The 25,641-nt window shown below is 42.4% G+C and carries 23 protein-coding genes; 16 read left to right on the top strand and 7 right to left on the bottom strand.

Annotated features, from left to right (window positions below):
* Positions 1-403: 403 nt before the first annotated feature.
* The gene (locus ACK8P8_RS17160) at positions 404-1,267 is read right to left on the bottom strand and encodes a helix-turn-helix domain-containing protein (protein WP_227215542.1); all 864 of its coding nucleotides are present in this window, start codon (positions 1,265-1,267) and stop codon (positions 404-406) included.
* A 638-nt stretch (positions 1,268-1,905) separates the two neighbouring features.
* Here ACK8P8_RS17160 and ACK8P8_RS17155 point away from each other — a divergent pair.
* Positions 1,906-2,262: a NifB/NifX family molybdenum-iron cluster-binding protein gene (locus tag ACK8P8_RS17155; RefSeq protein ID WP_227215543.1), complete on the top strand. Its 357-nt coding sequence runs from the start codon at positions 1,906-1,908 to the stop codon at positions 2,260-2,262.
* 77 nt (positions 2,263-2,339) lie between these two features.
* Here ACK8P8_RS17155 and ACK8P8_RS17150 read toward each other — a convergent pair whose 3' ends face one another.
* From ACK8P8_RS17150 to ACK8P8_RS17130, 5 genes are all read right to left on the bottom strand, one after another.
* Positions 2,340-3,611: a hemolysin family protein gene (locus ACK8P8_RS17150; RefSeq protein ID WP_410026097.1), complete on the bottom strand. Its 1,272-nt coding sequence runs from the start codon at positions 3,609-3,611 to the stop codon at positions 2,340-2,342.
* Positions 3,612-3,613: 2 nt separating this feature from the next.
* The gene (locus tag ACK8P8_RS17145) at positions 3,614-5,887 is read right to left on the bottom strand and encodes a cation:proton antiporter domain-containing protein (RefSeq protein WP_369858692.1); all 2,274 of its coding nucleotides are present in this window, start codon (positions 5,885-5,887) and stop codon (positions 3,614-3,616) included.
* Between the two features lie 149 nt (positions 5,888-6,036).
* A complete protein-coding gene (locus tag ACK8P8_RS17140) occupies positions 6,037-8,970 on the bottom strand; it encodes a calcium-translocating P-type ATPase, PMCA-type (RefSeq protein ID WP_369858691.1) in 2,934 nt (977 codons plus the stop codon).
* Between the two features lie 15 nt (positions 8,971-8,985).
* Positions 8,986-9,606: a DedA family protein gene (locus ACK8P8_RS17135; RefSeq protein WP_369858690.1), complete on the bottom strand. Its 621-nt coding sequence runs from the start codon at positions 9,604-9,606 to the stop codon at positions 8,986-8,988.
* A 66-nt stretch (positions 9,607-9,672) separates the two neighbouring features.
* Complete coding sequence (locus ACK8P8_RS17130; protein ID WP_099293172.1) at positions 9,673-10,068, bottom strand: hypothetical protein; 396 nt, start codon at positions 10,066-10,068, stop codon at positions 9,673-9,675.
* 165 nt (positions 10,069-10,233) lie between these two features.
* Between ACK8P8_RS17130 and ACK8P8_RS17125 the strand changes: the two genes are divergently transcribed.
* A complete protein-coding gene (locus ACK8P8_RS17125; protein WP_099293171.1) occupies positions 10,234-10,839 on the top strand; it encodes a MarC family protein in 606 nt (201 codons plus the stop codon).
* A gap of 89 nt (positions 10,840-10,928) precedes the next feature.
* On the opposite strand, the gene ACK8P8_RS17120 is transcribed toward ACK8P8_RS17125, so the two are convergent.
* Positions 10,929-13,958, bottom strand: coding sequence for a hypothetical protein (locus ACK8P8_RS17120; protein WP_410026096.1), 3,030 nt, complete (start codon positions 13,956-13,958; stop codon positions 10,929-10,931).
* Positions 13,959-14,792: 834 nt separating this feature from the next.
* On the opposite strand from ACK8P8_RS17120, the gene ACK8P8_RS17115 reads away from it, so the two are divergent.
* The 14 genes from ACK8P8_RS17115 (at position 14,793) to ACK8P8_RS17050 (ending at position 25,572) form a co-directional block, all read left to right on the top strand.
* Positions 14,793-15,407: a TetR/AcrR family transcriptional regulator gene (locus ACK8P8_RS17115; protein WP_369858688.1), complete on the top strand. Its 615-nt coding sequence runs from the start codon at positions 14,793-14,795 to the stop codon at positions 15,405-15,407.
* Between the two features lie 97 nt (positions 15,408-15,504).
* Positions 15,505-16,611, top strand: a complete 1,107-nt coding sequence (locus ACK8P8_RS17110; RefSeq protein ID WP_028729533.1) for a tyrosine-type recombinase/integrase — start codon at positions 15,505-15,507, stop codon at positions 16,609-16,611.
* 73 nt (positions 16,612-16,684) lie between these two features.
* Positions 16,685-17,695: an NTF2 fold immunity protein gene (locus ACK8P8_RS17105; protein WP_444860996.1), complete on the top strand. Its 1,011-nt coding sequence runs from the start codon at positions 16,685-16,687 to the stop codon at positions 17,693-17,695.
* A gap of 178 nt (positions 17,696-17,873) precedes the next feature.
* Positions 17,874-18,206 (top strand): hypothetical protein, encoded by a 333-nt coding sequence (locus ACK8P8_RS17100; RefSeq protein WP_032535954.1) that lies wholly within the window; start codon positions 17,874-17,876, stop codon positions 18,204-18,206.
* A gap of 84 nt (positions 18,207-18,290) precedes the next feature.
* The gene (locus ACK8P8_RS17095) at positions 18,291-19,016 is read left to right on the top strand and encodes a hypothetical protein (protein ID WP_120387549.1); all 726 of its coding nucleotides are present in this window, start codon (positions 18,291-18,293) and stop codon (positions 19,014-19,016) included.
* 49 nt (positions 19,017-19,065) lie between these two features.
* Positions 19,066-19,650: a T6SS immunity protein Tdi1 domain-containing protein gene (locus ACK8P8_RS17090; RefSeq protein ID WP_186978690.1), complete on the top strand. Its 585-nt coding sequence runs from the start codon at positions 19,066-19,068 to the stop codon at positions 19,648-19,650.
* Between the two features lie 88 nt (positions 19,651-19,738).
* A complete protein-coding gene (locus tag ACK8P8_RS17085; protein WP_117887889.1) occupies positions 19,739-20,119 on the top strand; it encodes a hypothetical protein in 381 nt (126 codons plus the stop codon).
* 51 nt (positions 20,120-20,170) lie between these two features.
* Complete coding sequence (locus tag ACK8P8_RS17080) at positions 20,171-21,265, top strand: Imm5 family immunity protein (RefSeq protein WP_009291868.1); 1,095 nt, start codon at positions 20,171-20,173, stop codon at positions 21,263-21,265.
* Between the two features lie 91 nt (positions 21,266-21,356).
* On the top strand, positions 21,357-21,788 hold the full coding sequence (locus ACK8P8_RS17075) for an NTF2 fold immunity protein (protein ID WP_009129244.1): 432 nt from the start codon (positions 21,357-21,359) through the stop codon (positions 21,786-21,788).
* Positions 21,789-21,866: 78 nt separating this feature from the next.
* Entirely contained in the window at positions 21,867-22,319 is a 453-nt protein-coding gene (locus ACK8P8_RS17070; RefSeq protein WP_195437656.1) for a DMP19 family protein, read from the top strand.
* A 54-nt stretch (positions 22,320-22,373) separates the two neighbouring features.
* A complete protein-coding gene (locus ACK8P8_RS17065; RefSeq protein ID WP_410026095.1) occupies positions 22,374-23,177 on the top strand; it encodes a hypothetical protein in 804 nt (267 codons plus the stop codon).
* 66 nt (positions 23,178-23,243) lie between these two features.
* Complete coding sequence (locus ACK8P8_RS17060; protein ID WP_410026094.1) at positions 23,244-23,873, top strand: SMI1/KNR4 family protein; 630 nt, start codon at positions 23,244-23,246, stop codon at positions 23,871-23,873.
* A gap of 79 nt (positions 23,874-23,952) precedes the next feature.
* On the top strand, positions 23,953-24,405 hold the full coding sequence (locus ACK8P8_RS17055) for a DMP19 family protein (protein WP_195437656.1): 453 nt from the start codon (positions 23,953-23,955) through the stop codon (positions 24,403-24,405).
* Between the two features lie 573 nt (positions 24,406-24,978).
* The gene (locus ACK8P8_RS17050) at positions 24,979-25,572 is read left to right on the top strand and encodes a DUF8467 domain-containing protein (RefSeq protein ID WP_234106052.1); all 594 of its coding nucleotides are present in this window, start codon (positions 24,979-24,981) and stop codon (positions 25,570-25,572) included.
* The last annotated feature ends 69 nt before the right edge of the window (positions 25,573-25,641 follow it).

The raw sequence follows: 25,641 nt of genomic DNA, 5'->3' as shown, positions 1-25,641 counted from the left end.
CATCAATCCTACCCGAATTTGTTGAATCATTAATACATATTGCGGACTTCAACTATTTTACTTCCGGCTTCGGGTGATTTCCGGAAAGACCTTTAACCCTAAATGGTTTGTCAAAAATACGCTATGAGTATTAAATTGTATTTATCAATTTCTCCCTTTTTGTTTGCAATTTCAGCCTGCAATTTCACACCAACCCTTATACAAGTGGGTGTTGAGCCTATTTTCATGGTATAAAATACCGTGAATCAAGTCATCGAACTAAACTTGTTTCTGTATGCTATCTGCTTGAATAACTTATTAATATAGGTGATCCTCTTGGAATTATCCTGCCTTCTTTCTGTTGCTAGAAGTCTTGTTAAATGTCCCCGTGAATTTTTGCAAATTATTTGGGACACAGATTTGTTTACTCTACACTGGCCCTTATACTACTGGGTGTTTTACCTATTTCTTTCTTGCAAAACTTCGTGAATTGGGCAATTGTGCTGAACTCGTTTTCGTAAGCTATCTGTTTGAAAGGCTTGTTGGTCGAGGTGATTTCATCTTGAATAACCTTTGCTTTGTTTGCTTTCATCCACTGGTAAGGAGTTTCCTTGAATATCTCCACGAATTTTTTAGCGAATTGCTTCGGCGATAGATTCATCGCGTCTGCAATTTCTGTAACCGTTCGGAAACGTTTACTGTTAAGTCTCACAAATTCAGAGAATATGGTGTCCTTTGTCAGTATCTGTTGGAAAAAGTCGTGAATTTCTTCCTTCGTGTAATATGTCCTCAATAATAAGAAGAACTCTTTGATTTTCAATTCAAAATAGTAATTACAATTGATCCCGTCCGTGAGGCAATTATTTATCCCGTCAAGGAAATGCCATAGGTGTGAATTAATTTGTAACATGTTTAGTTTTTCTTTCCGGGGTTTGCAATTATTTCCCGTAACAAAGGCTTTCGCTCCGTATAGTTTCTCCACGGGGTAGTTGTCGCACAGTTTTAACGGACCATGCAACCTGAAGACCATGACGATAGCATTAGTCGGTGCGCGATAAAAATATCGTTCTCCAACAGGGAGAAATAGAATTTGCCCTTTCTTGCTTTCGTGTTCATGGAAGTTACCGAAGATAAACTTCAAGCGCCCTTCCAAGAAAAAAGCAACCTCGTTATGATTAAGTTCCAAGCATCCCGTTGTACCTTTCGGAATACTAACAGTTTCTATTTGTGGTTTATTCAAATTGTCAACACTATGACAACTCGGATGTTCTATAATCTTGTTGTTCATATTGGTTTAGCTGGTTGTTAATTCTTCGATTCTCTGGGTTCTATCTTTTCCCTCGATTCATGTCAGACTTTAATTCCCGTTAAAATTTTGACATACCTATCCCCGTGCATCGAACATTCTTTTTTTTCATTGTTCAAGCATAAATCTTAAGAGGTTTTTAAACCTGTTAATTATTGCCCGTTTTAGCTTTTTATATCGTGTACAATAAATCCTTTTTCAACAAGTATTGTGTCTATATATAAATTTATTTGTATTGCATATAAATATCGAATTATATATTTTACTTTCACTTTTCTCCTTCCTTTCAAAGTAAAATTATAAATGCCAACACTCTTTTTTTCATCTTCTAACTCTACCCTTCTAAGCTGTGTTTTCGTCATGCTTGTGTGGGTAATTTTCTTTCCATTACAAAGTTAGAAATAATAATGAATATTACAATAAGTTGTATGGAATGAGAAAAATGGCCTTGTAATAGTTTCGGTTAGCGAGTTTTTATGAAAAGATGTTTATCATTATTCGTAATGAATAAATATTCATTTCTGCCTAGGGGTACTATTCAATAAAAAAAACAGTACATTTGTTCCTCTATCTATAAAGAGTGATTTTTCAATAGAAACTATAAAGAAAGGAATTTAATCATGAGAATTGCTGTACCAACCAAAGACAACGCGGTGGACGACCACTTCGGGCATTGTGAGTATTATACCTTGTTTACCGTCGACGACATGAAAAACATTACAAGTGTTGAAACGCTTCCTTCTCCGCAAGGATGCGGTTGTAAATCGGATATTGCAGCCGTGTTACGGGAGAAAGGTGTTACCGTCATGCTTGCCGGAAGTATGGGGGATGGTGCTTTGAATAAATTAAGCGAGCAGGGAATAAAAGTACTTCGCGGCTGCAAGGGTGATGTGCGGAAAGTCACGGAAGGTTACCTCAAGGGTTTTCTGTTGGATTCGGGCATTGCTTGTAACCACGAGTGCGGGGATCATAAGTGATATACACAAGATACCATAAAGACCAAATAATGTTGCAAGGTGTTGATGGTGTGAGAGTAAGGAACTTTAATAAGTCCTTACTCTTTATTTATTTTGACAAGTACCTTGTCTATACGTGCCCCGTCCATATCCACGATTTCAAATTCGAAGTTATACCATACCAGTTTTTCCCCGGTGCGAGGGATGTGTTCCAGTATTTTTAGGATCAGACCGCTCAACGTGTTATAATAGTGGTTCGTGTATAGGAATTCCATGTCGAAATAGGCGAGAAAATCATAGAAGGGACATTGACCGTCCACGAGGAATGTCCCGTTATCCCGTTGCACGATATCCGGTTCTTCACCTATTTCGGGAACGTCGCCGATGAGGGCTTTCACGATATCTTTCAAGGTTACGATACCCTCGATGCTCCCGAATTCATCTGTGACCAGCCCGTATTTGAGATGTCCTTGTTTCAAATGTTCCAGCGCGTTGTACACGCTTTGGTTTTGCGGAAAATATTGCGGGGGACGGACGAGGGCTTTCAGATTAAAGTCCGGTGCGTCGATCTTTCCGAAGAGGTCTTTTAGGAACACGACACCTACAATATTATCCAGTTTGGTATCCGACACGGGGTAAATCGTGTGTAGGTTTGTTTTGACTATTTCACGAATCCGGTCGTTGGAGTCCGTGATATTAAGCCATACCAGATCACTGCGATGCGTCATGATGGAGGCAATATCCCTGTCGCCGAGATTGAATACACGCTCCACGATGTCCTGTTCCACTTCTTGAATCTCGCCTTCCGCGGTACTTTCCTGTATGATAGCCTTGATCTCTTCTTCCGTGATTTTATTGCTGCCTGTTTTATTAAGACCGAGTACCCGCATCATAAATGAGGTGCTGGCAGAGAGCAGCCACACGAACGGGGATGCTATACGGGAGAGTATGTCCATCGGGGCGGCAATAATCTTGGCCATCCGTTCGGCAGCAACCATCCCGATACGTTTCGGAACCAATTCCCCGAAGATTAGAGTCAGGTAAGTCACCATGATCACGATGATTGTTTTAGAAATTAGCAGGGCGTGAGGTTGCAATGCCTCTATTTTCTCCACCCATACGGCGAGATCCCCGGCTAAAGCCTGTCCCGAATAAAGACCGGTAAGGATACCGATAAGGGTGATCCCGATTTGGACGGTCGACAGGAAACGATCCGGCTCGTTGGCGAGTTTCAAAGCCCGCCGAGCAGATTTGTTCCCTGTTCTGGCTTCCGTCTCAAGACGCGATTTACGTGCCGACACCATCGCTATCTCCGACATGGCGAGCACTCCATTTAAAAGAATAAGTCCTATAATGATAAAAAATTCCATATCTATTTATTTGTATTTTCCGTATTTATTTGAGGCCGTATGATTAGAAGTGAGGGTAACTTGGCAAACAGATTCTGGTCTTTCGACAGTTTCTGACAAGTCGCGTAACTTAAAACCAACAGGCTTTCTTTGTCCTCCGCGAGAGGATTAGTAACCAGAGGTGTATCCAGAATAAACTTTGCGGTATCGCGTTGCACGAAGTCGGACGTGACTCGGGCAAGCACGGTTTCGTTCGGGTGTTCGTCTGTAAAGCAGATGCGTATCGTCATACTTTGTTCTCCCAGACGGGTTTGCGCATAATTGAACAGGAAAAGGTCAGTTTCATTATCCACGAGTAGCAGGATGTAAGATGCGTGCGTGAACCCCCGGTTGACAAAGATGCCCACGGAGCAATCCACGTGTTCCATGATAGATTCCAGTTTCTGCCTTAACAACGTTCCCGGCAGATGCAACGGGTGATTCTTGAGTTGTTTCAGCCAACGGGAAACCGTGGTGAACTTCTTGCCGAATGTGCCCGCGGGAACGTCATTCCCCATCATGAACTGTTGTCCGGCGCCGAGGAAAAGGTGGTCTACCTGTTCCTGTCGCGCTATTTTTACCATTTCGGGAATAAGCCTGTCTGTCACTTGGTAACGCTCTTGAACGTGTAATTGCAAATGTTCTGCTTCTTCCCGTAAGGGGATAAAGCTTTCTTGCTCGTATTCATCTGCCTTGGCTGGGTTGAGGTCGGTCCCTAACGTGAAGTGTATCCCGGTGATCAGGCTCGATTGCAAACGATGTCCCAACATCAAATCGGCAATATTCAATAGTGTTTTTCCTGTTTCCGGTCTACCGAACGAGAGTAGCACCTTCTCCCGGTGTCCCTTGCTTTCTTTTTGTTTCGAGAATATCCGTTCGACAAGCGAAAGCATAGGTGTTGCCATGAACGTTGTCAGTAGCGACATTAGCAGTAATACCACGAACATCTCCGAGGTGAGAATACCCATTTCGAAGCCGATATTCAGTGCCACGAGTTGCATCAGTCCCCGTGTATTCATCAATGTTCCCACGATAAGACTGTCTTTCCAATTCTCCCCGACGGCACGGGCGGCAAGGGTGCAGCCCCCGAATTTTCCGGCGATGGCTACCACGATAAACAGCAAGCAAACGCCCCACAATTCAGGTGTGTTAATCAAACCTATTTCGGTGTGTAAACCCGAGAAGGCAAAAAACAACGGAAGAAAGAACACGAGTGAAACATCTTCCACTTTTTCCATCATCACTTTGCGGAATCCTATATTCGTGGGCATTACCACTCCGGCGATAAACGCACCGAACAGGGCATGAATCCCGATGATTTCCGTTATTGCCGATGACAAGACAAGTATAAGGAATATAAACCCCACGAATGTTTTGTTAATCACTTCCGAATAGGCGTAAGTTTCACCGATCTTCCGCAGGAAGGGACGCATCACGAGAAACATGAAAACAATATAAATCAGTGTTAGTCCGATCGTGTACAGGGCACTGACAAAAGTTCCCGCCTTGGCGAGTGCTATAACGATTGCCAGCAGACACCACGCTGTCACGTCGTCATTGGCAGCCGAGGCAATAGAAAGCATCCCCACGGATGTTTTCGTCATGTTCCGTTCCTGCACGATGCGTGCCAACACGGGAAATGCAGTGATACTCATGCATATCCCGATAAAGAGGGCGAAAGGCAGAAACGCCGTTTGTCCCGAAGCATAATCCTCGTATACCCAGATTGCTGCCACCACGCCAAGGAAGAAAGGTACCACTATCCCCGCGTGACTGATAACGAGCGTTTCATTCAGCTTGTTTTTCAATACGCTGAAATCCAGTTCCAACCCGATAACGAACATAAACAATACTAGCCCGATTTGGCTAAGTAGGTTGAGGTTGTCCAGTGATTCGGGAGGGAACAGGTTAGCGGAAAATTCCGGGAAGAAATATCCTAGTAGAGAGGGACCGAGGACGATACCTGCCACGATTTCTCCCATCACACCCGGTTGCCCGATATATTTGAAAAGATAAGAGAACACCCGGACGGTAAGCAAAATCACGATGATCTGTAATAACAGTATCGTCAATGAATTTGTCATATTATCGGAAATAATGTTCGTGAACAGTTCGAATGCCCCGGCACTTGTGGGCATTATACCTGTTCCCGGGTGATGGTCAAAACGCTCGCCCGAACACAGGGCAAGGTAGATCAACACCCCGAATACACTAATCATTCCCAGATATATCCAGTAATTTGAGCTGTTTCTTTTCATAATTTAATCAATTTGGGTCTATAAAGTCTGTAAAGTCCATAAGGTCTATAAGGTCCATGGTCCCCTGCGGGGCGCTTTGTCTACGGTAGCTATATGCTGCCGATAAACACTGTCCGAAGGACACCCGTGAGCTTATGGACCTTACGGACTTATTTTTCTTTTCTTCTCTTTATTGCCCGGAATATTTCGCCTACCCACAACACCAGCGAGGTTGCAGCCGTGATCCATATCCATTCCGTCCACGAGAGGGGTACTGTTCTGAATACGCTTCCCCCGAAGTTTACCACGAGGATTTGTCCCACGACAATGGCCAACCCGACAGTAAGGAATCCTTCGCTCTTGGAAAGGTTCTTGAATGCGGATTCGTTCGTGCCGAAGGTTTTGGCATTGAACATATTCCAGAATTGCAACATCACGAACACGGTAAAGAAAATCGTCAGGTTGTCCAAGCCTTGCGGTGTGGCGGCGTCTATTCCTCCCGCGTAGTGGGATAGTATATAGAGTAAGCTCATCAAGATCACCACGAAAGCGATACCCGTGGTTAGGATAAGTGTGCGCATCCGCGGTACGATAATAAAGGCATTCGAGTCCCTCGGTTTCCGTTTCATCACGTCCGGACTGGGTGGGAGAGAGGCGAGTGCTCCTGCCGCGAATGTATCCATGATTAAGTTTACCCACAGCATTTGCGTTACCGTGATCGGCAGTTCGGAACCGAACAACGACCCCAATAGCACGATAATCAAGGCTGCCACGTTGATCGTCAACTGGAACAGCACGAAGCGTTGTATGTTCTGGTACACGGAACGTCCCCACATCACGGCGGAGGTGATACTGCTGAACGAGTCGTCGAGCAGGGTAATATCACTGGCCTCCTTGGCTACCGATGTTCCGCTACCCATGGATAGTCCGACGTGAGCGTGATTCAACGCGGGAGCGTCGTTTGTTCCGTCACCCGTTACTGCCACGACTTGTTTCTTTTGCTGTAACAGTTGTACCAACCGTTGTTTGTCCAATGGTCGCGCCCGCGACATGATCTTCATGTCGAGTACCCGGTCGAGGGCTTCCTCATCCGTCAGTTTGGCAAATTCAACCCCGGTAATCAGGTTTTGGTCTGTATCTTTTTCTGTCCATAACCCGATTTGCCGCCCGATCTCCTTCGCGGTACCCGGGGTGTCCCCTGTTACCATCTTAACTTGGATTCCGGCGTCGAAGCAGCGTTGTACGGCATCCGGCACATCCGGTCGAATGGGGTCGGATATGGCAACGATGCCGAGGAATGTCAATTCCGTGTTATACAATCGTCCGTCTTTAAAATGCGGTTCGTCGTCTTCAATGATCTGGTAAGCGAACCCGAGCGTTCGCATTGCTTGATTTTGGTACTCGAGCAATTGTTCCTCGATTGTGGGTTGTTGCTCGGCGATAGGTACTGTTTTGTCGCCGACAATAGCGTTTTTGCAGTATCCGAAAAGGATTTCCGAGGCACCTTTCACGTACAGGATTTTCTTCCCGAAAGTAGGTGATTGCACGAGGGTTGCCATGTATTTCCGTTCGGTGGAGAATGTCAGCTGTTCAATCACCGTGACACTTTCCCGCGATTCCGCGTAATTGATACCTTGGTCGTTCAGCCAGAGTAACAACGCCGCCTCGGTAGGGTTGCCCAGTGTTTTTACCTTCTCCGGGTCACTGAAATCCAGAAAAGCTGTCGTGTTCATGGCGATCCCCTCCGCAAGTAGTTTCGAGTATTCGTTATCAGACAGACGTTCGCCATCCAACCCGTAGAAGTTTGTCTTGTACACCGTCATCTGGTTTTGCGTCAGCGTACCCGTTTTATCCGTGCAGATCACGGTCGTTGCGCCCATGGTTTCACAAGCATGCATTTTCCGCACGAGATTGTGGGATTTCAACATCTTGCGCATGCTCAACGCGAGGCTGAGGGTAACGCTCATCGGCAATCCTTCCGGCACGGTCACCACGATTAGGGTAACGGAAGCCATGAAAGCGGAAAGAATCTTTTTGCCGAGTCCCAGCGGAATCCACGCGTGCGGGTCCCACGGTTTCACACCGAATGCCAGACCGATAGCGAGCATCACGACCAATGCTCCCAGACCGTAAAGTATCCAGCGTCCCCAACCTCCCGCGGCAATACTCTTCGGAAGCGGTTTGTCCTTGCCTTGTAAAGAATACACGTCGTAAACAACGGGTACCCAGACTTTTGCCAGCATGATAACGGCAGCGATAATCACCGCACCGATCAATCCCAGTTGTCCCAGTTCGGGAGTGGGATAGGTCGGGTTGAAAAACAACCCTTTAATAAACAGTATCGTGAACATCACGGCCGCACCGCAGAACCCGATCACTCCGATGAATTTGGCGAGTGATTCGAGTTGCGTGTCCAGTGGGGTTGGTTCTTCGCTTTTCTCCGATGATTTTTCAGCCACTCGTCCGAACTCGGTAGAGTCGCCCACGGCGAGTACTTGCATCACTCCGTGACCGTCCACGACGGTGGTTCCCCGCATCACGTGATTGGAGGGATAGGTAGCCTCCATGTTAAATTCGCTCTCGATCGTCGTCTTGTTGGCAACGGGTTCTCCCGTGAGGCTCGATTCGTTGACCTGCAAAGAGAGGGCTTCCAACAATACCCCGTCGGCGGGGATCTCCTCTCCTTGTTCCAGTATCACGATGTCATCGACCACGATGTCTTTTTTTGCCACCTCGTGTACGTTGCCGTTACGGATGACCTTTACCAATGTGTCGTCGTTCACTTGATTCAGCACATCGAATTTCTTGTTGGCATCCCAGACGAACCACGTGGCTACGCCTGTTGCCAGCAGAATGGCGACGGCAATACCGATGGTTTCGGCTATCTCGATAATGCCTTCCGAGAAATACATGGCAATGGCTATTCCCCCGGAAAGGAAAACGGCTACCATTAATATACGAATGACGGGATCCTCGAAATTCCCGATAAATACTTGCCACAGGGAGTCCCTTTTCGGGGGCGTCAACACGTTTGAACCGTGTTTTTCACGACTTTCCTCGACTTGTTTGTCCGTGAGTCCCGTGTAGTGTTTGCGTGATTCCATGTTATGATTTTGTATTTAATTTGTTTTTTTACGAATGTTCTTTATAATTAGGTACCCGAAAAAGCAGCATCCCACGACCAGCATCGCGATGGTTATTTCCGTGAAATACATTTCCAGCAGTTCTTTTCGGGAATACAGAAAATATCCGGTGGTGGCGAGAATCAGATTCCAAATGCCGCTTCCCACTGCCGTGTATAATATAAAACTTTTCAACGGCATTCTCACGAGTCCTGCCGGGAGCGAGATAAGGCTTCTCACGCCGGGAGTCAGTCGCCCGATTAACGTGGAACTTTTGCCGTATTTCAAAAAGTATTGTTCGGATTTTTCTATTTTTTCTTTTGTCATGCCGCATATCTTTCCCCAGCGTGATTCCGCGAAGGAGTAAATGAATTTCCGTCCCAGCGTGCAGGCAAGCACGTAGTTTGCCAATGCCCCGATAACCGCCCCGATGGTGCTGAACACGATAACGAGCACGAAGTTGAGTTCCCCGTTTGCGGCTTTCCACGCAGCCGGAGGCACGATTAGTTCTGACGGAAAAGGTATGATGGTACTCTCGATAGCCATACAGACGAGAACACTCCAGTAGTTCACGTTATACATATACCAATCGAGAATTGATTGAAGCCAATCGATCATATTATATAATTCAGTTTACAATATTCTATATTTATTCACCTTGTACGCCGTAAAGGATATTTTGTGTCATAAAATTAACTCTTTTAGCGAATAAATATAAAATCCCTGACTGTGGCGGGTAGTAAGATATTGCATGAAATGCCTCGTGTTTTCCGCGATGGCTAACTTGAGCGGTTTGTTTTTCAAACCGTTAACCGTGTTTCGGAAATACACGTTAGTCTTTGGCGGTTTGTTCAACCCGAAACGTCGTCCGTGAGGCATCGTGATACCCTCGTCCGCCAGAAGGTGGTGGAAAAATCCGTCATGAGAATGAAAATTCGCTTGGGTTTCCGGGATAGACAGCTGTTCTTCTTGGACGTACACTATACTCTCTCTCTCGGTCATTGTCTTTTGCAGCCCGTTGACAATGAATACTAAAGAAAATAGAAATATAGGTATATCTAGTAAAAACAGCCTTTTCATTATGATGTAATTTACAGGCTCAAAAGTAATATAATTTATTAATACTATAAAGAGTCTTGCCAGTTTAAAGTTTAGAATGTGAACTCTAAACTAACTTTTAGTTTTTATCTTTCAGTTTTTATCTTTTATCCTCTATCTTCGCGATGTAATTGAAATACACAGGTCATGACAGTAAAAATGATATTAGGATGTATCGTGGCTCTTTTGGCGTTGGTGAACCCGGTACAGAAAGTGTTGATCGTAACCTCTCTGCAAGAGAGATTTAGTTTGAAGGAATTGCGCTATATTTCTATCAAGTCAACAATTACGGCGGCGCTGATTCTGGTGTTTTTCCTTTTTCTTGGCGAGCTCACGTTCAGTTATGTTTTTCATGTCGAGTTGTATTCTTTTCAAATCACTTGCGGTGCCGTGTTGATGTATAACGGTTTGTCCGGGTTGTTGAAAGGTTTCTTTTTGAAAGTGGATGAGCATATCAAGCTGGCAGACCTTACCACGGTGCCTATTGCTATTCCTATGATTGCGGGACCCGCGACGATCACGGCGGCAGTGACTTTTCCCGTTCAGTACGGTCGCGAGATCACGATTATTTCCATATTAATCGCTCTGGCCGTGAACCTATTCTGTATGTTACAGGCCCGTCGTATCGGGAATTTCCTGATCAAGTACAATTTCATGAATCCTTTAATTCGTATTATCGGGCTGATTGTTGCCACGATCGGTTTGCAGATGATATTCGACGGGATCAGTTTGTTTATCAAGTCACTGTCTTAATTTGGGATTTATGATTTCTCGATTTATGATTGAATTATTCCGTGATTGGAAAGATAACCGAAGACGGTGAGTAACTCAATTGTAATCTTCTATCTCACGTTAATAATCACTTCTTCCACGCAGCGTATCGTTTGAGCAAAACCTTGGTACGCGACCCTGAAGTTTATGGAATTATACGCGGATTCGAATGACCATCCCCCGTAACGAACCGTTCTGTTATTGGTTTCCGTTATTAATTCGTTTCTCGTGTATTGCGGGCTTACGCTGGCTGACCAGTAATAACCGGTACTACCTGCACCCTCCAGCTTTCCGTTTGTGTTATTCAGACGACCGGCGGAAGGGAAGAAAATGGACGCGTAGGTTGTGGGGTTGAAATACAATACCCCTTGATAAGCGGCATGGCTGTTGTCTATCGATACGCCGTAATTGCCGTTCGAGGGTTCCTTAATCGGTCGCCTGTCGAAGAATCCGTCCGAGTAAAAGGTGAAGGTTGTATTCTTCAACTGCTTGCGGGCGATGCCGCTTGTCCCGTAAGGATACGTGCCGGGACCGGTATTCGTTCCCACGACGTTGTCGAACACGGTAATATAGTCCGCGCTTGAAGCTGCATTCCCCGCGAAGGGCACGTTAAATAAAGAAACTCTTAACTCGGACTGTTCCACGTCTTCCAAATGATTCATGGCGGGTGTATTCGTGGCGGGCAAATAATCGTAGTATCCGTTGTATGATACTTTATTCGTGTACCCGTCCGTGGGACGACGATAGCCCGTGGGGCAAATCTCAAACGTGTTTTTATATGCAGGTATGCCGCTAGCCCCTGCCCACATGATGGGAAATTCGGGATAATCCCACGGGAAACCTGAGATTAGAGATGACCTGCTCGGGTTGAAGCCTCTCCGGTAATAATCCGTGTAGTTTATGCCTGCAGTATTGCCTTGTAAATCGACCGCCCACTGGAAGAATGCCCCCGCTTGTGAAGGAAAGTCGACAAATTGGGCACCTCTGGCATTAACATTCTCGTAGTCGGGATCGGTATACCCTGCCAGTTTGGGGGTAGTCAGGTTATAAGGCGAGAATTTTACCGCTCCCCGGCGTGTGTTCGCTGAGGTTAGGCGCATATCTGCCCGGACTTGTGCCGTGATGTCGGTGTTGCCGTTCCAGCCGTTATGAACGACATCCGGGATTGGATCGCTCGGGCTGTATATGTATGCCGGGGCTTCGCCTTGCCGAACGTAGATTCTCATGGTGGTTTGCCAGCCTCCCGGGTAGTAGGTTAAAGTGACATACCCGAATTTTGGAGCAGAAGTCTTGCTCGGCACGTGATTGGAACTCTCCTTGATGCCGATACGGAAATAGATTCGCCCGTTAATACCTTCGATTTTCTTGCCCTCTTTCTCTGCCCTATACGGGTTGGGAAACACTTGATAGTGTTCGGCATCCCCGGGGTATTCGGTGCCGACACCCGGGTCGAAACTGGGCGTGGCACTTACCACGAGCCAATCTTGAAAATCATCGGGTACCGTTACAGACCACGGGCGGTCTATGGCGTGTTGTCCGGTAATGATGCGTTCGCCTTTTTGGTCGTGTTTGAAAAACACGCCGTTAAATAATCCGTGGGCGTTTGCCGTGGGGTTGTGTACAAATCGTAGCCCCGTTTGTGTTACCGTGACAGTAATTGTTCTTTGTAATTGATTTTTGCCGTTTTCATCCTCTGCCGATAAAGTCAACGTGTATTTACCGCTCATGTTTTCAGTCCTGTCGTGAGGGGTGCCGGAAATCCGGTTGGTACCGTCGATCAGTAAGTCCATGTACCCGCTACCTGTGGTCGGGTCGAAATGGAAACGGTAAGGGGAGGTGTTGTTGGCATCTACCGTTAGGCAGTTGAATACTTCGTTTGTCGGTCGGTCGCCCGCTCCTTCTTTTTCTACCACGTCGAGTACTTTCACAACCGGCATATTAGACCAGAAAGAGATTCGAACGCCGTTTTGGTCGGTCATCTTAACTTCTGTTTGCGACACGTTCAGTTTGCGGATACCGGATATTTCCCAACCGGTTTCATCTTGGGTCCATGGAGCAGGCTGTATATTCATTTCTAAAGGTTCCTTGATCGTACCGATCAGTTCCAGTCTTGCGTTGGCGGGTAGTCTGTAATCCAGGTCGGATAGGATTTTCAACTTGCACGAGGGACTGTATTTGTCAATCAGGTTGACCGTGAACATGATCGCGTTTGCCTCGGCTGTCTTCACGTTGAAATAGCTGGAAGGGAGAATGATTCTCTTTACTTTGGCTGCCCATACAAGGCCTTTTGCCTGATCTTCGACTGTCAACAGGTTCGGGTCTACTTCAAAATATCCGGCGTTGTCCGCTAGTGTGAACTGGCGGATCACGTCCCTTGTGATGTTTGTCCCGGTATAAGGCAGAGTTGGTTCGTCGTATGTATATGAGTTTGATTGCGGGGTACTGGGTAAGCCATATACAAGCGGCACTCTGTCCGGGAGGTTCGATAACGTGATACCCTTGAATTCCCCGGTGTTAGTGGTTCCCCAGTCAATAGTCGATTTCAGAACGACGTCAAAGCGTGCCGCCAGTCGGCGGAGTCCTATTTTTAATTCGGAATTTGTGTTGTTATTTACCTCAATCTTCCCCTCGGGTAATATTTTCACGCCGTTGTTTTCCGCGATCATGGGGATAGAACGCTCGGAGGTGAAATGTGTCGCGGGATATGCGATTGATTTCAGATCATCGTATTCGCTGATATTGTCGAGTATTGTTTTGATACTGTTCTCTGCGGGTTCGTTCGCCAGAAAGATAAAATCGTATTCGCCTTGCTCGATCGGGTGACGTAGTGTGTTTTCGGCTAATGCGGAACCGTAGTACAGCACATTGTTTTCACAGGCACGGCTCGTTTTGTTGAATGCAAGAATGCGGAGCGTCTCGACTTTGTTGTCAGCTTCGTCACCTGCGTAACTTCCCGTGTAACTGCGGGAATTGATACCGGAAATTTCTATATAACCTTCTTTTGTTTCGTGGTGTATTTTTTCATCGATACAAGAAGCCGGTAATAAAAGTACCGCGAATAGCAGTAGATTTAAGTAACTTTTTATTCTATTAATATGCATATATTCTCCCTAAAATTATATTCCACTGTGGTCGACCCGGTATGTACGAGGTTCGATCACTCCTTCTCTATGTAAAAATAAAAGTCCCATCCAATCATTGACTTGATTTTTTGTGTTTTCAAGTCGTGCTTTGGGAATGTAAATATCCTTAAACTAGAGAAAATAAAGAATTATTATTGTTTCTAATGTCGATAATGGTGTGGAGTAGGTGAGACTAAAAACGCAACGGATTAGAAAAAGTGTTCGGAATAGTAAAAACGAGCATCAACGGGTTCTGATTTCGTGTTATATAGTGAAACAAAACAGATTGGTTTCGATGATTGAAACTTACGAAAAAAGAGGAGTTGGGGGAGATTGCCTGCGCACGGGAGGGATGACTCGGGACTTTCACTCCCTTCGAGAATGCGTTACGAACTCCTGCCGACGCTTCGGTTCGAATTCCTTTAGATGCAAAAAGAGAGTCAGCTTCCGTGTGCTAACTCTCTTTCAGTGACTTGCTTTGGCGGAGAGGGAGGGTTTTGAACCTACAACTCTAACCGCTTATATTTCAGCTACTTTGCTTTCAAAATTTCAAATAGGTAACGAAACAGTAACGATTTTCAACCGTTAAGCCTGTCCAACTTTGACCGCTGTTTGTCTGCCTAACTTTCGGGTTCAAAGATACGGCTTTCTTTTGAAACTCGCAAATATCTGATAATAAATATTTTTGGATTAGTGCAAGGTGCAAGCTATATATATAAATATATACTTGCACCTTGCACTAAAAAAAAGCACTGGGGTACAAATGGTTAAAACAAAATCCGTATCTTCGTAACCGATTAAAAACAAACGTGTATGATAATAACTAATCGTGAAGAAGTAATAGATAAAGCATTTGGGGTATTTGTCAGGATGAACTACGAAAAAGCAAGCATCATCACGCTTGCCAAAGCCTGCGGAGTGACAAAAACGGGTATCGTTTATTATTTTCCGCACAAGCTGGATTTATTCATGGCTGTGGCAGACAAATACGTGTTAAAAATGCACGAACCGGGAAACAAGTTTGCCGCTCCTGCCGATACGTTGGAGAAGTTCATCGGGCAATACGTGGCGGGGGTAACCGCTTCCATGAAAAGGATTGTTGAACTGATTGACGATAATAACAGCCCACATGATTGTAGCCCCAGCTTCTACTACTTTCATTTCCTGTCACAAGTGCGTACGTACTATCCGGGCATCAGGCAGAAAATCGAAAGAGTATTCAGCCATGACCATGACCTGTGGGCGAAAGTCGTGCAGAAAGCAAAAGAAAGCGGGGAAATCAGAAGTGACACGGACGTGAGGAAAACGGCTACCATGTTCCGGCAAATGTTTTTAGGACTGTCATACGAACAAGCATTTCTGAACGGTTTGAACGTGGACGAACTGGCAGAAAACTTTCGCTATATCTATTCGCTGCTTAAAGCCTGATACAGTTTTGTTTTTTTAACCTCTATTATTTTTGAACGTATGTTCAAAATGTAGCGTTTTTGTTTTATCTTTGGAGCATGAAGCAAAATTCAGCGACATGGATAAGGTTCAGAAACAAAGAGGAAGCATCGTGCTACACAAAGAAACAAGGGACGGTGCAGACTACATACGGATAGAATATGCGAACAGTCAGGCTGTAACCCAACTGCTCGCCCAAGACACGGGCATGGAAATGGCTGGCAACGGTTCTGCATACATAGCGTCAGCCGCTTTCAGCCTGCCGGATTTCTACGACCGCTATTCACCCCACGCCTATATTGATTACAGCCGGATTTACGTGCGGCATCCCAAACCTAAAAGGGAATACACACTGCCGAAAGGCTACCTCGAACTGCTGGAACAGAAGCGTTACAGCCCCTCGACCGTCAAAACATACCGTGCCTATTTCAGCGACTTCATGGAATATCACAAGGGACGGAACATCGACCGCCTGAAAGTGCCGGACATCAACAAGTACATACTCTATCTTGTGAACGAGAAGAAAATCTCGGTGTCGCAACAGAATATGCGCATCAATGCTATCAAGTTCTATTACGAGCAGGTGAAAGGCGGCAAACGGCAATACTATGGCGGTATCACCCGTGCCAAAGAGTACAAGAGCCTGCCCGAAGTGTTGAGCAAGAATGAAATTAAGCGCATCCTTGCACAAATTTCCAACATCAAGCATCACTGCATGATTTCGTTGGTTTACTCTGCCGGACTAAGAAGAAGCGAATTGCTTAACCTGACCCCGCAGGACATCAACAGTGAAACAATGTCGGTTCGCATTATGGGCAAGGGGAAGAAATGCCGTTATTCGCTCCTTTCACCCAAATTGCTGGAAGAACTACGGCACTACTTCCGGGAATATCGTCCACAAAAATGGCTGTTTGAGGGCGAAACACCCGGAGAGCAATATTCGGCAAGTGCATTGGTGAAAGTGCTGAAAGAAGCCGCACATCGTGCTGGCATCAAACACCGTGTACACGTACATATGCTGCGCCACTCCTTTGCCACACACTTGCTGGAACAGGGAACAGACCTGCACACGATACAGGAATTGCTGGGACACAACGACATCAAGACCACAACCATTTATCTTCATGTGTCAAGTGCCCATAAAGCAAAAATCCCTAATCCTCTTGATACACTGGATAATTCGTGAGGTGTAGTTATAGAAGTGTAGGAACGACACCATAAGGTGCGGTTATAAATAAATTAGCAAAAACAGAAAGTCTATGAACAAAGATTACCTTAAAAATGATAGAACGATGATAAAAGAACTTACTTCTTTTCCCAAGCGGGCACGTACCATCGACTGGGAAGACGGCAAACTGATTTTTGATGGCGATAAGGTGATGCTCATGCCCGAGCTATCTGTGGAGGTGATGCAACAGATTGGCGCTTATCCTGCTTTGGTGGGATTTCATGTCAAGCATTACCCTTTGACGGACGAACAGATTCAACCGCTGGCAGGTGCCAAGAAAATGGTCAATGTAGGGATCGAATATGCGGAGCTTACCGACGCATGCTTTGCGGTATTTGCCACCATGCCCACTTTGGAGTATCTGCTCTTGGCAGGAAATCCTGCAATTACGGGAAAGGGGTTGTCCATGATGCAGGCAAGTAAGGTGGCTCTGTTGGACTTGAGTGCCACGTCGCTGGACGATGAGGGGTTGCATCGGGCTGCTCAGCTTCCTAAGCTGAATCATTTGCATGTTCGACAAACTCAGATCACTTATGAAGGGGTGCTTGGCATTGCTTTCAATAAACGCCTTTCCTTGCGTTCTGGCGACCTCTTTACCCAGGAGCAGATGGAGCTGTTCGCCTCGTTGCAACGAAGCCAGGCGAAGAAGAAGTTGGAGGTGGACGCTGATGCGGTTCATCAGGCGGAACAGGTGCTGTATGCTTTCTTTGCCGCCATGACTCAATGGGAGAAATATACCGACCAGACAGGTTTTGATGCGCCGGATGTGCGACCGAAGTTGCAGCAGATCTGGCAGCAGTATGTATCCGAGAAGCCACGGATGGGGTATCGGCCGCTCGCTTTGTCGCTTTCTCCAGAGGGGACGTATGCCACCTTCCGCCTGGTTGATGCCGAACAGGTTTCCCGCAACAAACTTTACATCTATGCGCAGGATGAAAGAATCAATCTCGACTATCGTTTCTGTATGAAACGTGTGGGGGAAGCATGGAAAATCGATGCAGTACAGATGCGGACAGACGGGTGGAGGCGTTGTGGATTGTAAAAAGAGGAACTTGAACGAAATTGCATTCGGGAATGATATTTTCAATTTCGGATAATAAACGGTATTTTATTCATAGACCTAACCCAATATTAGAATGGGTATAATATTTTGCTAACAAACCGGGATAACGCTTACAGCGTTCCCCGCTTAGCCATTATGAACAATTAGAGTACACGATATGAGAAATGAAATTTTACAGTTGAAAGATTTGGGTCGTATGCCTAATGAAAGCATCAATGATACAGAGAGTATTGATGAATTAGTAAATACTTATGATGCCTTATTAGAACAAATACAACTTCCCATATCATTTGATGAAGCTATGGTGTTGGTACAAATCTTTCCTGAAAATGCTTTTTATGATTTGCAGTGGAGTTTATTAAAACTTGTAGAGTCTGTTTGCGTTGATGATGAGAATAAGTATATTCAGTTAATAAACTCTTGCCCAAGCCAAGAATGGCGGGACACTCTAAATGCTCGCTATGCAAATTATAAAAGGCACAAGGGGTAAAGTAAGTTCATAACAAGCCGGGATAACGGACTAACGCCGTTCCCCGCCAAGCCATTACCGATAAAGCAAATAGAACGTATAACAATGGATAAAAAAGCATTTATAAAAGAGTTAGGCAAATGGTTGAAAGCAAATCAACCCCATTGGGGTACGATTATAAGCCAAAAAGCAGGCATAAGCAATTATAAAGTTCAAGATGATAAAGAATTTAAATTAATGTTTGATACACCAAGCCACGGAATAAAAGGAATGTATAATATACATTTATCTCTGATAGTAAGTAATAACGAAATATTCGATATTAAAAATAAATCAGGGGCAATATCTTCTGTGAAATTTCCTGTAATTTTTATGGGAAGTTCTATCTTGTTTCCTGATGAATATATAGAGAAATTGTGGTTTAAAGATACTGTTGGAAATGAAGAACAAATTGAGATAGTTTCCAATCTGATTAATCAATACTATTTTCCGATTGCTAAAGGATTGACTATCAATTATAACTTTATATTGGATAATTTTGATAATGCTGACTTATTGTTAGGATTTCACGAGCCATTCATTACGGGAGTTATAATGGCGTTTCTCTGCAATAGGGAAAAATGGATTTATGATGTATTATTACCTCTTACTGAAAAATATAAAGCTATAAATGGCGATGATTCAAAAGAACGGTTTGCAAAAGATTTCAGGAATATAAGTAATGTGGAAAAAGAAATAATAGAGCCTGTGAGAAAATGGTTTGAAAACCAGCAATCTGGATTAATATCGGTGCAAAGGTATAAAGAAAACATCGGTAACAACGAAAGATAGCATCTGACGATGCTCCTTTCTAACCATTAGTAATCAAAGTTCAACAAATATGTACGAAAAGTTTTTAGATAAGAACCTAAATATCATCTGCCAAACGGCAGATGATGCTTTTATTGCTAAATATGCCAATGTCGTATCGGAGAACATAATCACACTTTGGAAAGAAGTTGGATTTGGAATGTTTTGCGAGGGATTATTTAGGATTATTGAACCTAATGAATATCAGGCAATAATAGATGATTGCTATCCGATGGCAGGTTTTGGTTTAGCCACACCATTTATGACAACAGTTTTCGGTGATATATTTGCCTATGTGAAAGATTGCAGGATAGGTGATTATGTCGTCTTTGTCAATGTGAGATACGGAACATTCAGGATTTTATCCGATAAGGTCGATATACTGTTTAATATCGTATTATTAAATAAGGGCTGCTTGTCTTCATGGTTTTCCTTAGATGAATATCCCATAATAAAATCAGCCAAAGGTATTCCGGCATTAGACGAATGTTACGGTTATGTTCCGACATTGGCATTGGGTGGTAAAGAAGCAATAGATAACATCCATATTCTAAAAACTATTCCCTACATAGAAATGTCACTCCAATCTATCGGAGATTTGAAACGAGTGCAATAACAGATTACTAACGAAGCGCGATAACGCTTACAGCGTTCCTCGCTTAGCCATTAGTCACAACTTGCAATAACTTATAAATGATAACAGCATGAACAATGACATTATAGTGGCAGAGGATGAAGATGTTAAAATCATCTTTCATTTCAAAGTGTTTTGCGAACTATTAAAAGAGTGCATATCTACATATGGAAATACTACCATAGAGAATGCACAGCAGCTGGTTAAAGACTTTCATCCTCTACAACAGCCAATAAACACAACTGATGATGTTGTTTTCTTTTCTCACGAAAACATTTATCATTGGGCAATGCTTGCTCTATATGGTGAAACGTATTGGCTTACACATCCTGAATGCGAAAAGCTTCCCGATAGTTATGAGAAATGGATAGAAAGTGCTTTAGCCCGATATGCTTTGGATGACTGTTATGAATTTATAAGCAAGAATAATAACGTGACTAACAAAGCGTGATAACGCCTAACGGCGTTCCCCGCTTAGCCATTAGCGAAAACAGAAACCAGTATGATACAGCAAGTAGAAAAACTGAAAGAAATAATCAATCAAAACAGTATGGGGCATTTGCCTTTGCCCTATCGTGTTGATTTGATGAAACAAATAAGCGATATATGTATAGTACAAAAAGTATTATGCGAGTGTTGCAAGAAAGTCTGTTCTTGCTTTACAAAGGAATATGACAATGAAAACCCATTATACAGTGTCTTGTCCGAAATAGATAGTTATCTTTACAAGAATAAGGGCACTGCCGAAAGCATATCGGTTTCGGTGGAACGGTTATGCAATTATGCGGAACAATCCATTGAGAGTTGCGAAGATATGGCAGGGTCGGCAATCATCGCTTTAGGATATGCTATTCGGAATGATGCAGCTACCATATTGGAGATAGAGGATTATAACGGTGAAGATGATAATGCTTTCGACTTTGAAAGCTGGAATGCGGATTTTATATGCTCAATAGCCTATTCGGGCAGCAATCCTTTCATGGAAATAGGTAATGCGGAGAAACGCAAGGAATATTGGTTGTGGTATCTTGATATGGTTCTTAGTATGTGTGAAAAATCGAATACACCATATACAATGATAAAACCAACATCTAAAAAGTCGCAAAATCAGATTTCTATTCCCAAACGCACACAAAGTTGGCAGATTGAAAATGTGTCAAATCAAATACAACAACTGGTACATGCACTGATAGAAGCAACGGATAAGCAAACGAAAGACTGGAATAAAATTGTATTAAGCTATACATTCATTTCTGCTTCTTATATGAACATTACTTGTTGTCGGGAAGAAGAAGTTCAGAAAATAACACTCTGCCAAAGTATAGAAAATCTTATTCATAACAGTCTGTTTCATATCCACAAAGATATGTATCTACAAGCCCCCAAAGAAGGAGCATGGATGCAATGCTGTATAACAATAGAAAAAGGCAATTCTTATGATATATCCTTTAATTACGATGATATAACATCCATTTCCGACATATTCAATAATCCCGATTGGCTTATTGGAGCATTTGAGGATTATCCACGAAGTAAAGAATACACCCCTCAATGGCTAAGAAAAATAATTGAAAGAAGAAAGCTGTATCTGACTTAGTTTCTGTGAGTGGATAAAATAATTTCGCTAACAACGCAGGATAACGGACAAGCCGTTCCCTGCTAACCATTACCAATAATATAGAACAGATATGGAAACAGAACTAAAAGAAACTATACAGAATTTATTGCTTCAATTCATGCAGAATATGCACGAGTGGGAAGTGATGTGTAATGATATTGCAAAGCAGAATGAACTTTCATTCGAAGAACAGTTTAACAAGCAAAAAGAATTGGTATCAAAAATCTTTTTGAACTACTGCACTTCTCGTGAACGCAAGAATAGCAGACCTACTACTATATCTTATGGCAATGAAGGTTCTTATGAATATGATATTGATGAAGAGAAAATAACCGATATTGTAGAAGAAGGAAAGGACAGAATTGTAGTTCACACATACAGAGAAGTGCCTATGCAGGAAAAGAAGCAATACATATTCTTGTTTAAAAAAGGCAAATGGCTTTTGGATTCTAAGAAAAGATATTCTTCATGGAAGCAAAAATGGCTATCTGTTTCCCTATAAATTATATTGGTAACAAGCCAAGTTAGCTGCTAAACGCAGCTCCTTGTCAAACCATTATCTATAACAAAAGCAATAAGAATGGAAAATTTAGAACAATATTGGGAGCAATCCTTTTCCCCTATTGGACGTAAGTTTACAGAAATTCGTCCCAATTATCAAGATATGGGGGAAACAGACAGTATGGTCGCCGCATTATATTGGCTGGAACTTGAAATGTATAATGGTGGATTTCTTCAATTCTTCTGTAATTGGGGATATGATGCTTATTTGCTTGCAATCAAAGGACTGGGAGCAATTAACGCAACATATACAGAACAACTTCTTATACAGGCATACGGCATCATCCAAAGATTGGAAAATGACAGCCAATTACAAGAGCTATGGGATATTCCCAAACATTTGACAGAGAACGAAATCACCAAGTTGAATAAAATAGACGAGGAATATTGGGAAGATAAGGAAAATATTATGCGGCTTATGCTTCTAAAATTCCATTCTGATTCAGTTGAAAATATAGATAACGAAGCGTGATAACGCTTGACAGCGTTCCCCGCTTAGCCATTAGCAACAAAAGAAATAACAAATATGGCGATTGACGGTACAGACATATTGGAAAGTGATTTAGGCATAGATGTTCAAAATGAAATATTGGACAGATATGATAGTGGACAGTCGGCAGATGAAATTAAATCGTATCTAAAAAATGGATTACAAAATATATCATCTTCACTTGATTTAGAAATTTATATTTCTACTGCTTGTCTTACGCTTTGGGAAATAGGGCTTTTGGACGATTATTTTGTAAAACTGCTTAAAGCTATCGTGGAAAACGGAGCTGATAGAACTTGGGCTGAAATAGATAAAACCGCTATTTCGCAAAGAAATATTGCACTCCAAAAGTTACTCAAAAAGGTAAGCGCACCCATTTTGAAAGTACGTAAGCCGAAAAAGCATAAAACACTTGTAAACAGTCTTTTTACAAAGGGAGAAGTAATTGCCTTTCAAATTGATAACAAGTATCGCTGTTTCATCTTTGAAGATTTTTATCAATATAGGAAAGATGCTTATTATGCTTTTGTTCCTACTACTTACAATGACTATCTAAAGCCAACAATAGATACGATTTTGATAGAAGAAGTTCCTGTAACAAAAACTAATGCTATGGGAAGTTTTGGTGTACGCAAGTTATCTCTATATTATACGGATATAGAGAAGTTGAAAGATAATTTTATATCAATCGGACATTTAAGTATTGATTTGGAGATTAAGCAATTAGGTTTCAACCGTCAAATAACAAGTGTCAATAGTTTGGACGAACTGGAGTATCAAATCAATGATATTCTTGAAGGAAATAAAATTGAACTCTATGCTTGTTATGAACTAAAGTAAAGTTGCTAACAAACCGGGATAACGCTTGACAGCGTTCCTCGCTTAGCCATTACCAACAATTAAAATATGAAGAACATTATTCAAACAGCAGAACAGTTATTAGGCAGAAAATTAACTGCAAATGACGGTTACACAACGGATGAAATCAAACAGGCTGAAAATATGCTTGGACTAACAATGCCGGAAGCTCTAAAGCATTTTTATTTATCTGTTGGAAAAGTAGAGGTATTGGCTTCTTCGTTCCAACGGTTCTTGCCATTAGACGAATTACAATCTGATGGTGAAAAGATTATCTTTCTTGCGGAAAATCAAGAAGTGTGTTTATGGGCTACTACAATACATGATACCACAATTTGGGTTAAGTATAGTGATGATGAAGGTTGGATAACAGAACCGATTGGATTAATGGATTTTATTCTATTAACGATGTATTATAATTGCGCACAAGGAGGCTTTGAGTTTGGCGGAATAGCTGAAAAAGAAGAAGCCTATCCTGCTATATTGGAATATGTACAAAAGGAATGGAATAAAGTTGTGCAATATAATGCTCTAATCATATATGCATATCAAGATAATCTGATTTGGTATTTCTATAAAGCCGACAATACACCAACAGATGACGGAATATTTTTGTCATGTAGAACAGAAGAGAAGTTTGATAAGTTCTTCAATCTTTTTGATTTCTCTGAATTATAATTAAGGTTGGTAACAAGGTCGAGCCAACAGCTAAACGCTGTTCCTCACCAAACCATTATCTATAACAAAAGCAATAAGAATGGAAAATTTAGAACAATATTGGGAGCAATCCTTTTCCCCTATTGGACGTAAGTTTACAGAAATTCGTCCCAATTATCAAGATATGGGGGAAACAGACAGTATGGTCGCCGCATTATATTGGCTGGAACTTGAAATGTATAATGGTGGATTTCTTCAATTCTTCTGTAATTGGGGATATGATGCTTATTTGCTTGCAATCAAAGGACTGGGAGCAATTAACGCAACATATACAGAACAACTTCTTATACAGGCATACGGCATCATCCAAAGATTGGAAAATGACAGCCAATTACAAGAGCTATGGGATATTCCCAAACATTTGACAGAGAACGAAATCACCAAGTTGAATAAAATAGACGAGGAATATTGGGAAGATAAGGAAAATATTATGCGGCTTATGCTTCTAAAATTCCATTCTGATTCAGTTGAAAATATAGATAACGAAGCGTGATAACGCTTGACAGCGTTCCCCGCTTAGCCATTAATATTAAATCTGTTATGAGTTGGTATAAGTATTGGTATTACACAATTTTCTTTATTTATGATTCCTTTGGTAAAGACAGAGAACAGAATAAGGCATTTTCTGTGGTGTGTTTTAGTTTTATCATATATATGATATATAGCTTATTGGGAGCTTATACAAATATGATGTTTGAATACTCAATTCTAAAGTATATTGCGCATCCTTGTTCACATTTCATCTTTATAATAATGATTTATTGCTTTAATGGATTCTTGTTTTGGTCGGAAAAGAAAGCAAGGATAGGAAGAAGCATTTATCGGGAAAAGAATGAGAAAAAGAAGAATGTGATTTGTATCATGCTAACATTAGTGATTTTTGTAATATACTTTATTTGTGCGTTTTCTTACAAAGGAAAATTTATGTATATACCAAATTGAAATACCCAACAAAACAATATTAACAAGGAAAGATAACCCCTAAACGGTGTTCCTTTCCAAGCCATTACCAATAACAGTGCGATAAGGTAAGCCAAAGATTTTATCATCATCAAAATTAAATACAATGGAGAAAAGTAGAGATTTTCAGTTATTTATGACTCAAAATGATGAGCAGCAATTTTGTGAGGAATTACGAGGGTACAATCCTAATATATTCTTTTTAGATATTTCTCCTTCTTCGGAAGCTGACATTAGCAAAAGACTATATACGTCTGTTGTAAATTCATCAAGTTCTTTCTTCTCTATCGTCAATTTTGATTTGATGACAATGGAAGAATTAAAAACGAGATACAAAAAATATGGCGAATATTACCATTTTGGTAGTATTGCAAGGGAACAAATGCAGTTCTTACGCTCTAAGCCGGATGTTAATGATTCCCATTTTTTAAGAAATGGTCGTATTGCTGATTCATATAACATTGAAGATAAGGATGAAAAAGAATGGAAGAATAAGGTATATGACATTTTAAAAAGGCATGGGGAAAAAGTTTTTTTGCTTTACCAAACATCACATGGATGTTGTGAAATTAGCATAAAGCCACAAAAAGGAATTGTTGCATATCCCTATGCTCTTAGGAAATACAATGGTCAAAATGGTTTCTTTATGAAATGTGGTGATGCCGTATTTGTTGGTAAAGAGATTGCTCTTAATAATTAGGAATAGAAATCTTTGGCTAATACTTAAAAAAATATTGGTAACAAGTCGGGATAACGGACTAACGCCGTT

The sequence above is a fragment of the Butyricimonas muris genome, from assembly GCF_046365375.1.
Classification (GTDB): Bacteria; Bacteroidota; Bacteroidia; order Bacteroidales; family Marinifilaceae; genus Butyricimonas; species Butyricimonas muris.
Note: the sequence above shows the minus strand (reverse complement) of the source record. Positions and strands in the feature narration are given on the sequence as shown.

Bases quoted from the DNA above. Each gene is read 5' to 3' on its own strand.
- ACK8P8_RS17160 (WP_227215542.1), bottom strand. From the start codon at position 1,267: ATGAACAACAAGATTATAGAACATCCGAGTTGTCATAGTGTTGACAAT.
- ACK8P8_RS17155 (WP_227215543.1), top strand. From the start codon at position 1,906: ATGAGAATTGCTGTACCAACCAAAGACAACGCGGTGGACGACCACTTC.
- ACK8P8_RS17150 (WP_410026097.1), bottom strand. From the start codon at position 3,611: ATGGAATTTTTTATCATTATAGGACTTATTCTTTTAAATGGAGTGCTC.
- ACK8P8_RS17145 (WP_369858692.1), bottom strand. From the start codon at position 5,887: ATGAAAAGAAACAGCTCAAATTACTGGATATATCTGGGAATGATTAGT.
- ACK8P8_RS17140 (WP_369858691.1), bottom strand. From the start codon at position 8,970: ATGGAATCACGCAAACACTACACGGGACTCACGGACAAACAAGTCGAG.
- ACK8P8_RS17135 (WP_369858690.1), bottom strand. From the start codon at position 9,606: ATGATCGATTGGCTTCAATCAATTCTCGATTGGTATATGTATAACGTG.
- ACK8P8_RS17130 (WP_099293172.1), bottom strand. From the start codon at position 10,068: ATGAAAAGGCTGTTTTTACTAGATATACCTATATTTCTATTTTCTTTA.
- ACK8P8_RS17125 (WP_099293171.1), top strand. From the start codon at position 10,234: ATGACAGTAAAAATGATATTAGGATGTATCGTGGCTCTTTTGGCGTTG.
- ACK8P8_RS17120 (WP_410026096.1), bottom strand. From the start codon at position 13,958: ATGCATATTAATAGAATAAAAAGTTACTTAAATCTACTGCTATTCGCG.
- ACK8P8_RS17115 (WP_369858688.1), top strand. From the start codon at position 14,793: ATGATAATAACTAATCGTGAAGAAGTAATAGATAAAGCATTTGGGGTA.
- ACK8P8_RS17110 (WP_028729533.1), top strand. From the start codon at position 15,505: ATGGATAAGGTTCAGAAACAAAGAGGAAGCATCGTGCTACACAAAGAA.
- ACK8P8_RS17105 (WP_444860996.1), top strand. From the start codon at position 16,685: ATGAACAAAGATTACCTTAAAAATGATAGAACGATGATAAAAGAACTT.
- ACK8P8_RS17100 (WP_032535954.1), top strand. From the start codon at position 17,874: ATGAGAAATGAAATTTTACAGTTGAAAGATTTGGGTCGTATGCCTAAT.
- ACK8P8_RS17095 (WP_120387549.1), top strand. From the start codon at position 18,291: ATGGATAAAAAAGCATTTATAAAAGAGTTAGGCAAATGGTTGAAAGCA.
- ACK8P8_RS17090 (WP_186978690.1), top strand. From the start codon at position 19,066: ATGTACGAAAAGTTTTTAGATAAGAACCTAAATATCATCTGCCAAACG.
- ACK8P8_RS17085 (WP_117887889.1), top strand. From the start codon at position 19,739: ATGAACAATGACATTATAGTGGCAGAGGATGAAGATGTTAAAATCATC.
- ACK8P8_RS17080 (WP_009291868.1), top strand. From the start codon at position 20,171: ATGATACAGCAAGTAGAAAAACTGAAAGAAATAATCAATCAAAACAGT.
- ACK8P8_RS17075 (WP_009129244.1), top strand. From the start codon at position 21,357: ATGGAAACAGAACTAAAAGAAACTATACAGAATTTATTGCTTCAATTC.
- ACK8P8_RS17070 (WP_195437656.1), top strand. From the start codon at position 21,867: ATGGAAAATTTAGAACAATATTGGGAGCAATCCTTTTCCCCTATTGGA.
- ACK8P8_RS17065 (WP_410026095.1), top strand. From the start codon at position 22,374: ATGGCGATTGACGGTACAGACATATTGGAAAGTGATTTAGGCATAGAT.
- ACK8P8_RS17060 (WP_410026094.1), top strand. From the start codon at position 23,244: ATGAAGAACATTATTCAAACAGCAGAACAGTTATTAGGCAGAAAATTA.
- ACK8P8_RS17055 (WP_195437656.1), top strand. From the start codon at position 23,953: ATGGAAAATTTAGAACAATATTGGGAGCAATCCTTTTCCCCTATTGGA.
- ACK8P8_RS17050 (WP_234106052.1), top strand. From the start codon at position 24,979: ATGGAGAAAAGTAGAGATTTTCAGTTATTTATGACTCAAAATGATGAG.